The organism is Streptococcus infantis, assembly GCF_047460825.1.
GTDB classification, from domain to species: Bacteria; Bacillota; Bacilli; order Lactobacillales; family Streptococcaceae; genus Streptococcus; species Streptococcus infantis_V.
This window is the reverse complement of the sequence record NZ_JASHFO010000021.1, coordinates 25,722-37,707: the sequence shown is the minus strand read 5'-3', so window position 1 is coordinate 37,707 and position 11,986 is coordinate 25,722. Positions and strand designations below refer to the sequence as shown.

The 11,986-nt window shown below is 35.7% G+C and carries 11 protein-coding genes and 1 pseudogene; 6 read left to right on the top strand and 6 right to left on the bottom strand.

Features of this window, described 5'->3' with window-relative positions:
• Positions 1-162: 162 nt before the first annotated feature.
• Complete coding sequence (locus tag QM911_RS07190) at positions 163-1,308, bottom strand: low temperature requirement protein A (protein WP_000209242.1); 1,146 nt, start codon at positions 1,306-1,308, stop codon at positions 163-165.
• Between the two features lie 163 nt (positions 1,309-1,471).
• Complete coding sequence (locus QM911_RS07185; protein WP_070888836.1) at positions 1,472-2,314, bottom strand: aldo/keto reductase; 843 nt, start codon at positions 2,312-2,314, stop codon at positions 1,472-1,474.
• Positions 2,315-2,416: 102 nt separating this feature from the next.
• Between QM911_RS07185 and QM911_RS07180 the strand changes: the two are divergent.
• Positions 2,417-2,758, top strand: a pseudogene (locus tag QM911_RS07180) (T6SS immunity protein Tdi1 domain-containing protein); the annotation flags it as partial.
• Between the two features lie 529 nt (positions 2,759-3,287).
• Here the strand turns inward: QM911_RS07180 and QM911_RS07175 are convergent.
• From QM911_RS07175 to QM911_RS07165, 3 genes are all read right to left on the bottom strand, one after another.
• Positions 3,288-3,803, bottom strand: a complete 516-nt coding sequence (locus QM911_RS07175) for a DUF308 domain-containing protein (protein WP_021767032.1) — start codon at positions 3,801-3,803, stop codon at positions 3,288-3,290.
• Between the two features lie 218 nt (positions 3,804-4,021).
• Positions 4,022-4,438: a helix-turn-helix domain-containing protein gene (locus QM911_RS07170; RefSeq protein WP_235084148.1), complete on the bottom strand. Its 417-nt coding sequence runs from the start codon at positions 4,436-4,438 to the stop codon at positions 4,022-4,024.
• A 278-nt stretch (positions 4,439-4,716) separates the two neighbouring features.
• Positions 4,717-7,416, bottom strand: a complete 2,700-nt coding sequence (locus QM911_RS07165; RefSeq protein WP_414313547.1) for an SEC10/PgrA surface exclusion domain-containing protein — start codon at positions 7,414-7,416, stop codon at positions 4,717-4,719.
• A 144-nt stretch (positions 7,417-7,560) separates the two neighbouring features.
• Here QM911_RS07165 and QM911_RS07160 point away from each other — a divergent pair, with 144 nt between their 5' ends.
• Positions 7,561-7,896 (top strand): helix-turn-helix domain-containing protein, encoded by a 336-nt coding sequence (locus QM911_RS07160; protein WP_261143852.1) that lies wholly within the window; start codon positions 7,561-7,563, stop codon positions 7,894-7,896.
• A 38-nt stretch (positions 7,897-7,934) separates the two neighbouring features.
• Here the strand turns inward: QM911_RS07160 and QM911_RS07155 are convergent, their stop codons facing one another.
• Positions 7,935-8,567, bottom strand: coding sequence for an epsilon-antitoxin (locus QM911_RS07155; protein WP_414313543.1), 633 nt, complete (start codon positions 8,565-8,567; stop codon positions 7,935-7,937).
• Between the two features lie 462 nt (positions 8,568-9,029).
• Here QM911_RS07155 and QM911_RS07150 point away from each other — a divergent pair, with 462 nt between their 5' ends.
• The 4 genes from QM911_RS07150 to QM911_RS07135 all read left to right on the top strand — a co-directional run bounded on the left by QM911_RS07150 (position 9,030) and on the right by QM911_RS07135 (position 11,926).
• On the top strand, positions 9,030-9,332 hold the full coding sequence (locus QM911_RS07150; protein ID WP_261053158.1) for a hypothetical protein: 303 nt from the start codon (positions 9,030-9,032) through the stop codon (positions 9,330-9,332).
• Between the two features lie 47 nt (positions 9,333-9,379).
• Entirely contained in the window at positions 9,380-9,838 is a 459-nt protein-coding gene (locus QM911_RS07145) for an RNA-binding protein (protein ID WP_261053154.1), read from the top strand.
• Positions 9,839-9,852: 14 nt separating this feature from the next.
• Positions 9,853-10,575, top strand: a complete 723-nt coding sequence (locus QM911_RS07140) for a cell division protein FtsK (RefSeq protein WP_414313542.1) — start codon at positions 9,853-9,855, stop codon at positions 10,573-10,575.
• 118 nt (positions 10,576-10,693) lie between these two features.
• Positions 10,694-11,926 carry a replication initiation factor domain-containing protein gene (locus QM911_RS07135; RefSeq protein WP_414313541.1) on the top strand — a complete coding sequence of 411 codons (1,233 nt, stop codon included), beginning with the start codon at positions 10,694-10,696 and terminating at the stop codon, positions 11,924-11,926.
• The last annotated feature ends 60 nt before the right edge of the window (positions 11,927-11,986 follow it).

Below are 11,986 nucleotides of genomic sequence, written 5' to 3'. Positions count from 1 at the left end.
TCAAAAAATAGGGTGAAAAAACCTTTATTTGTCATGCAAAAAAATAGAAGATAGGATAGAGAATCACTTTGATGATCTCAATCCTATCTCCTATTCAAATAGTTAGATTACTAACTTAATGACATTGTGGAAAACCAAGGCTTTTTTAATGCTATAAACTCATTAAAAGAACCCCCAGTTAGATTTGGAATATTTTTTATTCTGTGTCACATAAAAATAAATAAAATGAATGGCTATAGCTAGAGTAAAAATGGTTGCAATACTCAACACTGTTATAGGATTAGAAGCGAAAAGCAAAGAGAGAATCAAGGCAGCCAGATAGAGTGTCGCTTGAGCACAGTAGTAACTTCTCGGATAGCGAAGATAGTTTTTGTTATAGGGCCCATTTGCTAGGACAGCAGCTTGGAAGAGGCCAATTCCGATATAAAAGAAGCTGATTGCAACGAGAAGATTAGCCTCGGGATTCAGGAGATAACCCATCGAAACTGTCATCAACATAAGCCCGATGAAAATAGGATAGTGACTATAAATTACAAATAATCCCTTTTGACTAGATCCTTCATCAATAGCATGGTCAAATTCGCCAAAATAAAACAAGAACAGGGAAAGCATGATAACGAAATTGAGAACCGAATAAATCGAGAAATTCTCGACTGTAAAGAAGCTAGCTAGCCCAACAACCATCTCTCCAAACGTAATAATGACAAGAAGGGAGACGCGCTCGATTAAATGGGGAAGATTTACCTGGAAATGCTCATCTTTAGTAATCAAGAAAATTGGCACAATAAATGTTAGCAGAATACTAGCAATAAAGATATAGACTCCAACGTAAATAGGAAAAAGAGCTGCCAGATAGACTCCTAAACTTCCTAGACCTGTTAACCATAGAAAACCTTTGATACTTTCCCGATCAGTATTATCGGTTGATTTTCTAAAAAATTCAACCAAATATTGAAAAAATAAGGTAAGGGTCAATGTACCAACAGCCCAACAGGTATAATAGAACCATTGTTGCCAATTGTATCCAATCATATTGGACATAAAGAGCATAAGTCCCATGTTGATAAACATGATTACCATGTTAAATAACGAGTTTGTTCCATAGCGATTGGTATAAATGGTTTGAATCATCCAGGAATTGATGATAACCATGACAGAGATGAAGAAATCAAGTAAAGAATCCCAAGCCACAACACCGCTATGAAGAGGGTGAATTAAAGCAGTTGCTTTTGAAATTGCAAAAACAAACACTAGGTCATAAAATAGTTCTGAAAATTCTACACGTTTATGCTTAATAAGAGTTGTCATATTAATACCTTTCTACTTTAGAAATACAATACATTATAACAGAAAATGGTAATGAAAGAAAAGGATATGCTTAAATAATTTCATGTGGCGCGAATTGTCAAAACCTTGACTTCTTTTGTCATTTACTTGAAAAAGCAACCCTGACGAGTTGCTTAAAATCCTATTAAAAATTAACTGTGTCAGGATCATTCTGAGTTTTGATGCCTTGAATCTTATCCAAGACTGCCATATCTTCCTCTGATAAGTCGAAGTCGAAGATATCCAAGTTGGCTTCAATATTTTTAGGTGTCACAGACTTAGGTAGTGGCAAGAAACCTTTTTGAAGGCTCCAACGCAGAGCAACTTGTGCTACAGATTTACCGTTACGTTCAGCCACTGCTTCAACATCTTCATTTCCAAAAATGCTACCTGTACCTAGTGGACTATAGGCTTCAAGAAGGATATCGCGCTCTTGGCAATAGGCAACTAAGTCTTTTTGGTCACAACCTGGAGCCAAGAGGATTTGATTGACATGTGGCACAATTTCAGCCGTTTCAAGAAGAGCTTCTAGGTGATGTTGCATAAAGTTAGACACACCGATAGCACGCACCTTACCTTCTTTGTAGGCTTCTTCCATTGCCTTCCAAGCGCCTGCATTACCAGACTTCCAAGCATCATTCTCACGAAGTGCCTTTGGATTTGGCCAATGGATAAGCAAAAGATCCAAATAATCCACACCGAGTCTTTCGAGAGACTCATCGATAGAAGTCTTAGCCAACTCGTAATCGTGCTTATCATTCCAAAGTTTGGTAGTTAGGAAAATATCCTCACGTGCCAAATTACTATCAGCAATCGCCTTACCTACAGAAACCTCGTTACCGTAAATTTGTGCGGTATCAATATGTGTGTAACCAGCCTTAAGTGCGAAGCTAACGCTGTTATAGGCTTCTTCGCCTTCAGCAATTTGCCAAGTTCCAAAACCAATTTTAGGAATAGCAACCCCATTTGCAAGCGTATATGTTTCCATGATTTTCACCTTTTCTTTTTTTAATAGTACTATCTTAAAAAAGATAAGACAAAAATGCAAAGATTTGCTACGGCTATTATTATGAATAGTTCCTTACTTCTTTTTCCGATGTTCGTAACAGCCTTTGGAGATATTATTACTTGGGAAGAGAATGAATTTGTTGGTATTGTAAAATAAAATCTTCAAGACTGCGACATTATTATCAAGAGCCTGAAATATTTTCTTCAGTATTTAGATAACTCATATGTGACTGATAACTTTGAATTGGATTTATATAGACAGGCTGTGTTAAAAGATGGTCCCTTGTCTTATAACCAATGTTTCGGTTTTGTTCCTTTACTAGCATTAGGTGCCTTTAAAGATGTGGAACATATGGATAAGCTAAAAACCTTGGAGCACATTTATCTCATGTACCAACTTACAGGCGGAGTAATGGACGATTGATAATAAGTAATCACCGTGAGGTGTTTTTTTCTATTAAATCGAGGTGTTAGATAAATAGCGAGTCTTTGATGAGAGTCGCTTATTTTGTGAATATAAACTTTTTGGTACAAAAAACAAAATGACAAGCAAAAAAGCCTTTAATCAAGGCTTTTTCCTGTTGTTTAGATGCCCCCTACATGGATTTGTAAGAACTTTTCATATTGAAAATAAACAAAAATGTTGAAATATAGCTGATTTTAGGGAAATACTTTTAGGTATTTTCAATGTCAGGATTTAAAAATGGGGCAAAAGTGGGGCAAAAACGAATGACTCGTATTTTGTTTGAAAACCTATAATACCTAATGATTATGCTATTCTAGATATATAGTTTTGTTATAAATAAATGTCAGTGCGAGATCAAATTGGAGAATAAAATGGAAAAACAAATTTCTACGCAGAATGGAATGCGAAAAAGTGATAATTAAAGAGACAAAAAAGCTGAGAATATGATTTCCCAGCTTTTTTGAATGCGATAGAAATAGCAACTAGACTATTTACGAAAGACCTCAATAATGTAGGTGAAGCCAGTAACTAAAAATGCAAAGGCAATGACATAAACGACAAAGACACCTGTAGCCACTGGATTGAACAGAATCACTAGACCTAGTAAAAATTCAAGCAAGGCTACCCACGTGATATTGCTACCAATAATAGGGAAAATCAATCCTAGACGATTGCCTTTAAAGAAAGCAATAATGGCTTCTACAATTAACCAAATTCCTACAATGGTCGGAATGACGACCGGCAGGGTCAAAAAGCCATAAGCAACGAGGTAAAGAGCTAAGAGAAGACTAACAAATCCTTGGAAAAGATAAACAGGTGAGCGAAGCTCTTTTGGTGCAGAGAAATAGCCTAAAATAGCTGCTATAGAAGAAACCAGTAAATCAAATGCAATCCACCAGCTGTAAGCAACAAGATTAGCTACTGGGTTTGTAAATAGGAAAAGTCCTAAAAGGACAAAAACAACTCCTGCAAGGAATAGCAGTAAACGATTAGAAAATTTCATTTCAATACCCCCTATATAGTATAGTTTTCTAATAAAACTATTGTACTTATTTTTATAGAAAATGTCAATAAAATAAATAAACAATTTGGAAGTTTCAGTCTGACTTACAAAAAGAAAAGGAGTTTTCACTCCTTTTCACAGATTGAAGACAAAGTCCTTATAAAAGTGTCTTCTAAAGATTTTAACTTCAATCTGAAGCGAGGTTATCCTCGCTTTTTCTATTTATCAAACAATTCCTTATTTTCAATTAAGAGCTCTAGTGGAGATTTATCTCTTGCTTCAATAAAACCAGGTTCATATTGGGTATGAAGTGTTCTTTTCTGAGAAGTTGGATCAATATACAACTCTTTTCCATCTTCTGTGTATAGTTGGTTGCCTCTTGTTAGGTAAAGTAAATCCTCTAAGTACTGTCCATCAGTATGTAGGAAATGCTCGATGTATTTGACAGCTTTTAAGATTTCACTTACTTTATCAGAGTATTCATTAGATTCAAGAACACTCTTTTCTAACTCAATCTCTTTACTCGTTCCAAAGAGTTGGGTTGGAGTTGCATTAAAATATTCCGCTATCTTATCCAAATTTGCAAAGGTAGGATAGCTTTTTTGTTTTTCATAATCAGAGATGTCTGGAAAGATTGCTCATAAAAAAAATGTGGGGCAAATGATGGGGCAAATCAGTTATAGACAAGCAAAAAAGCCTTATAAATAAAGGCTTTTTCCTGTTGATTTAGATGCCCCCTACAGTCGATTTGGAGTTAAAATAAGTAAAAATGAGTAACAAAAATATTGATAAATCAAGGCTTTGCCACTCTCTAAATCGTATGTAAAAATAAAAGGTAGAACAAAAGTAGAACAGATTATTATTTTTCTTCTTTATCACAAAATCTCCCTACGGTAGTAAGGAGATTTATTTTTTATTGTGATTTTTTGCGTTTACGGTATACAAGACCGATAGAAGATAAAGCTGTGATAATCGCAAGAGTAGCAGTATTAGTACGCTTTTCTCCTGTATTTGGAAGTTGTTTCTTAGGTTCTGCTTTTACATTTGTAGCTTGTGCAGGAGCTTGATATGTTTTATCGTCTTTAGTTCCTACTGTCGCAACTACAGCCCTATTTTGTGCCTTCCCATCCACAACATCAACCACTTTACCAGTTGCGTCAGTAACTTCCTTAGGCTGTCCACCTGCATTACGGATTTCTTCTGCTCTGTCTTTCAAAGCCTGCAAGCGTTGTTGTTCAGCAAGGTATGCGTCATGGTCGGCTTTAAGTTGCTTAAAGTTCTCATACCCACGAGCCTTAGCTTCAGCGATACCCTCTAGACGAGCCAACTCGTCCTTAGCAGTCTCCAACTCAGCACGGAGTACACCAAGCTTAGATTTAGCATCAGTAAGCTCTTTGTCCAAAGACTTAAGGACTTCATCACGATTAGTAAGAGCAAGTTCAAGAACTGTATGAGTGTCAGTAGCCTCTTTAGACGCTTCACGTTTACGAGCAAGGTCTTGACCAGCTGACTTACGAGCCAATACTGCTACATCATGAGCTTTAGTAAGTACTTCCAACTCACCCTTAGCAGTAGCAAGAGCCTTATCTGCATCTGATTGTTCTTCCTTAGCAGTCTCAAGAGCTGACTTAGCATCAGTAAGAGCCTTAGCTTTGTCAGTAGCGTTTGATTTAGCTAGAGCAAGCGATTCCTTAGCAGTTTGCAAAGCTTGAGTGTCCTGCGCTAGTTTATCTTTAGCATCAGCAAGAGCCTTTTCAAGTGACGGAACATCAATCTTGTTACCTACCAAATCAGAGAGCTGTTTACGAGCATTAGCAAGAGCTGTCTCAGCGTCAGTGTAGTCAGTTTGTGCAGTTGCTACAGTTGATTTAGCTTCTTCAGATGCTTTGAGTGCATCGTTGTAGGCAGTTTGAGCAGTTTCTACTGCCTTAGTGTCTACCTTCTGGGTAGTTGTAGTTACCTCTTTAGTAGGAGAGAGAGTGAAACTAGTCTCATATTTTACCCCAAGCTGACTATAACCAAAACCTAGACCTACACCAAGATTGGTTTTATCGGTATCACGGAAACCTAGAAGTGACAAAGCACCACTATATAGATCTTCGCTAGAACTTGTACTTGTTGCAGACATAACTGTCTGAACAATACCCTCATAAACAACTTGCTTGATTTGAGCCATAGTTGAAAGAGTACCTTTGCCTGCGTAATCTGGGATATTCTCTGCTCGAATACCTAGTGCATCCAAGTCAAAGTTAGCTGATTCTTTACCCATAGCTAACTTCTCAGCTAGAGTTTTTGTATAGTTTGGACTTGTCTTACCGTCTGTCACCTTTTCAAAAGGATTTGCATAATGGTTAAACTGAGTTGCCAATTCAACAGAACTTTCACTAACCTTAAGAGGTGCAGTGCCAACCTTAGCACGCAAATCGTTAATGATAGATGCTGCATACAAACTCAATTTAGTTGCTTGCTCTTTTGTTAGGTGTTGGAAATCAACAATCTCTGTTTTATCTGTGTCTTCACTACCATAAGCAATATCTTTACCTTTATAGAAATACTTACCTGTAAAGTTATACCCACCTAGAGTATTGGCACTTACACCTGTCTTCTCGTCAGTATAAGGCTTATTGATTGCCTTCATAACATCAAGAACATTGCCTGTACCATTAGCTAGGGCTTTAATTGCCTTAATATACTCATCAGACAAGGCTGGAGAGTAAGTTGCTTTAGGAACATCGTACATTGTTTCAGAAGTTACAGTTGTTTCAGTAACACCCTGTTTAGCTACATCAAGAGCTGATTTAGCAGAAGTAACTGCCTTATCTTTGTTAGATTGGTCAGCCTTAGCATTAGCAAGGGCTGTAGTGGCTTGAGTAAGATTAGCTTCAGCACTAGATACCCCACTTTGAGCATCTTCAATAGCTTGGTCTTTGTCGGATTGAGCTTTTTTAGCGTTATCAAGGTTAGTCTGAGCAGTTTCTACTTCCTGAGTGTCAGAACTAACTTGGTTAGTAAGCGTAGCTACCTCTTTTTCAAGTGGAGCAACATCAGTAGTAGATGAAAGAGAATCTACTTTCTTCTGAGCGTCAGCAACCTTATTAGCAGTATCAGTGGCAGTTTTCTCAGCATTAGATACTACCTTAGTTTGGTCAGCAACCTTTTCAGCAGTCGCAGAAACAGACTTATCCGCATCAGCTACAGTCTTTTCAGCCGTAGCAAGCTCACTGGCTTTCTTGTCAGCGTCAGCCTTAGCCTTCGCCACACGTTCTGGGGTAACAGAACTAGCTTCTTCTTTCTTCTTAGTAGTATCAGCGATGGTCTTTTCAGCAGTTGCAATGTTTGATTCAGTAGTTGAAACAACTTCTTTTTGCTTAGCTACATCCTGATTAGCCTTGTCCGATTCAGCCTTAGCCTTGTCAACATCAGCTTGACTAGGAACTTTAGGGACAACCTCATCCTTAGCAACTACCCTAGTTGCAGGCTCATTAACCGCTACCTCAGTCTCGCTAGCCGATACCCCAGTAGATACCCCGAAGGCTGTAAGTGCTAAAGTAGAAACGACAGCGCCTGTGCGCAATTTCTTGATGGTTCCGTGACCTTGAGTGTTTGATTCCATCATATAAACTCCTTTTGATAGTTTTATAATGCTATTTTATCACATTGTTTCGCTTTTTAAAACTATATAACTGTTTTTTTCTCTTTTTAAGTAGTTTTTAAAGGACATAAATTTCAGTATGATAGGATTTAAAGAGGTACTGAGATGACAAAAACGAACCTACAATCCTATATCAGCAAGCGAATCCGCCTACTGAGATTGCAAAAAAATATCACCCAACAGCAACTAGAGGAGCTGGCGGACTTACCATTAAAATATACTTATAAATTAGAAAACCTTGAACCAAATATCAAAATCAAGACCCTTGAAAAAATCATGGATGCTCTGGACACAGATATAGAAAGTTTCTTTGATATTTCTCTGACCGAAAGTAATCCACTGATAAATCAATTATTGTTTAAGCTGGAAAAATTAGCACCTAGTAAGCAAGAGAGGGTCACAAAACTTCTAATTGATTTTCTAGATGAGATAGAAAAATAAACCAAGTCACATATAGCATGACTTGGCTTTTTTATATTCTATTTCAAGTAGTTATCAAATCCATTTTGCTCTCGTACGTCCTTGATAAAGCTCTCTATATTATCCCAATCCTCGTACTCATCAGCAATCCTAAATGTGTCAAGACGATTAGCTACTTGAGAAAATATTTCAATGTTTTCTTCGGATTCAAAGATTTTTTCAACTAAAGGTAGATATTCGAGAACTTTCGTTAATAAGCTCTTATTTTTTAATAGCGTAGGTAAAGCAAAATGACGACTGCTATCTTTTTTCATGCTTTCTAGCAGTTTAGGAAATTCTTTATTTTCAATACGCTTTTCAATGATGTTTGTAACTTTATCCATTGTTTTAGAATCATTTTCTTGAATAGCTTGACAGGTATTTTCAGCTAATTCATAAAATTCTTCATTTTTCATGATAGCATTATAAGATTTTTGACTGATATATGCTGTAGTAGATGTTGGCATACCAAAGTAAATTTTTTCAAGAGTTTTGAAACCTACTTCACCATACAATTCATCTTCTACATATCTTAAGACAGCTTGGTAAGTATCTGTTTCTCCCTCTAACTCTTGATATTCTTTAAAGCTATCTAGTTCTTCTACAAGATTCAAGACAACACATGCGATTAATAATTCTTCTTTATTCTTCATATTGAACTCCTTAATAATTAAGATTGTACACATGATAACATTTTTGAGAGACAACTTCAATAGCAGTTAGGGTAAGCCTTGAAAAGCCTATTAAATCAAGTTTTTTTGTTAGGGGTGACGATACGGGTTATATGATTTACTATGATACTGTAAGCTAGTTCTTACAAAAAATCTTGTAATAAATTAAATTTGTCACACAGTAGCATTTTTGAAAGGAAATGTCAATAGCGATTAGGGAAGCTTTGAAAAGCCTATTAAATCAAGCTTTTTTGTTAGGGGTGACGATACGGGTTATATGATTTACTATAATACTGTAAGCTAGTTCTTACAAAAAATCTTGCTCAATTCTTAACAAGTAAGAAAGTAGGTGATTATCATGTACTAAGAAATAGGTAGCAAAGATATTGACAAAAATTATTTCGCTTTGTCATCTAACTATAGAAATTTTGAGGATTTTTAAAAATGGAAATTTCGAAAATGGTAATTAAAGGTCAATGTCTAGGTGTCGGAGAATGGAAAGACTATACTACACAAGAGATATTTGGTTCTACTCTCGACCTAGGTTTTCGAACTGCAAACGGTAGATTTGCAATGCAATCTATTAAGGTTCAGAACATTGATTCACGAGATTTCGAATCTTATGTTGATTCTATTATTGAACTAGATCTGACAGATTGCACAGTATCAGCTTACAGTCAGGGTTCACGCTCTGTATTGTCTATTAGAGCAAAGGATGCAGAAGTGCAAGGGGTCATTGATTTATAGTATAACAGAGGAAGTTTTCACTTCCTCTGTCAGAAAGAAGGTAAACCATGTATACAATTTTATTCACCATCATTCTCAGTCTGTTATGGCTTTTTTATAAATACGCTGAAGTACAGCAAAGGAATATACAAGAAAAGATTCTCAATCTGTATATAGGTAACATCGAAACTGACATAGAGCAGGTTATAGAAAAGACAGCTTCTTTATCAGGGCAGAAGTTACTGCTTAATAATCGCTATATTCGGAATATTGGAAGTTCTGCAACACAAGATTCTCATGTTTGGAGCTTTCCCATTATGCTAGCTAGTAAGCCTGATAACGAAGAAGAAGGCTACATTCAGCAGGTGTTTTTAGTTCAACTTGACAAGTATATAAGGGGAACAAACTGCATGGCTCAATGGTCAGACAAGAACCACCGCCTGATAGTCAATCCAACTTTTGGAGATATTTTACGATATAACAATCAGTATCATATCAATCTGCAACTAGAGTTCTTATACAATTAAAAGGTGGTATAAAAGTGAAGTGTTTTAAAGACAAGAGACTATTTGACGAGGGATATTCATTTGATTGGGATATTCCTGTAGAGAGAGCCCCTCATGCATTGATAGTTGGTGCGAGTGGAGCTGGCAAGACATTTGCTACAAAGCTTTTTCTCGCCAGCTTTGCTTATTCCTACCCAGATAGTCAATTTTTAATAGCTGATTACAAGGCAGATTCAGATTTTGCGTTCTTAGAAAATTCTCTAGCTTTTAAGAAGTTTGAGACTGTTTCAGAAATCCTATTTAAGGGTTTAGAGATTCTTGAGAAACGACAAAGAGGTCAAGACATTTCTCGTAATTTTATTTTGATTTGTTTTGATGAATTTAATGCTTGGCAGAATAGTCTGGACAGAAAAGCTCGTGAACAAGCAATTAAAGATTATACTCGTCTGATACAGTTAGGTCGCTCGTTTAAAATTTATGTAGTCGTTGCCCAACAAGATGCACATAAAAACTCTCTGAGCTTGTCCAGAGATTCTATAGGTACAGTTATAGCTTTAGGGAAACTATCTAAAGAAACTATATCCATGCTTTTTTCAGATGAGAAAGAGAGCATAATCTCTAATAATCCTAGAGGAGTAGGATATATGAAAATAGGTGGGAAAAGTAGTCGTCTTATAGTAGTGCCTAGTTATAAGATAATACCTATAGAGAGATTAATAAAAAAGGCAGTTGAACGTTCCAATTGTTACTTTGAATAAAAAATTCCAGTTGTCTCACTGTAGCCGTGAGGCGAAGGTGGGGACAACTGGATAAATATCTTTAATGTGGGTAGTGTAATCACCCACGTTCCGTATAAAAATAGAAAGTAGAATAACTATGTACACAAGTTATGAAATTAAAAAAATTTTATCCGACAATGCAAAACGAAATGTCATTATGACCAGTATTGATGAAGTTACCTTTGTAATCAAACCAACAGAGGATACAATAGGTGAATATCCAGAAAGATGGAATCAAACAGCTCCACAGATTGCTGAGATAATCGCTGAAAAGCTGAAATTGCCATTACTTCTAGGAGATTATTCACTTCCAGAACAAAGACTACCTGCAGGTTATACAGATGGTTTTGCTTTTAAAAATATGCCGTATTACTTTTCTATAGCTTGGCATTATAGAAATTATACAATGGGTATTATAGTAAAATTTTCTGCGTCTGCCTTATCTCACTACAAGCAAGTGTATAAGGAATATTATAATGAGGCTATTGATGTCAATATTATGGCTAAATTACTAAATGAAGAGTATTGGGAACTTAGATTAAGTCGTATAGACTTAGCAATAGATTATTTCAATTACGATATGACAGTAAATGAGCTTTATCAAGGAATAAAAAATAAACAAATTCTAATTTTAAATCATAATGGTAGAAAAAACATCTCTAATATTTCTGCACAAGAAGTTAATGGTGTAGCTCAGACTATCTATATAGGAAGTAAGAAAAAAAATATACAAACTCTATTGCGCATTTACAATAAATACCAGGAACAACTTGACAATCGTGGACGCTATGTTCACGTTGTGAACCTGTGTGATTCTTGGATACGTATGGAAGCTTCCTATAAAGGAACATATAGTAATCAAATTTTGGCATTGTTATTAACTATTAGTAACGCAAATGAACTTAGTCAATTGATAGTAAATAAGATGATTGATAAATATGGTTTTTACAATTCAGAAGATGGTTTACCTATTCCTTTTACAAAAGATTTGTTTGTAGGTTCAGGTCATTTCCCTGAATTAGAATCTCTTTCTTCAAGAAATAATTATTTATTAGCTACTATTTCTTATATTATGAAAGGTAGTGGTCTCTTTCCATTGTTAAAAAAGATTGAGGAAATTTGGGGAGTAGAGGCTCGTAATTATTTTATTATTCGTTTAATTCAAGAGTATGAGTGGAACTACATACCAAACCAAGATGTTGAGCTATGGCTTAACAAATTTGGTTCAGAACTCTCTCAATTAAATTATAAAGAGTATTTTGAAGATAGTTTTAAGCTATTCTATCAAAAAAACAATATCACTCCGAAACGACCTAAAAACAAAGAGTAATATTGCTTGAAAAATAGTATAGGGATGATTTTCACCATCTCTAGCTATTATCTCATAAAA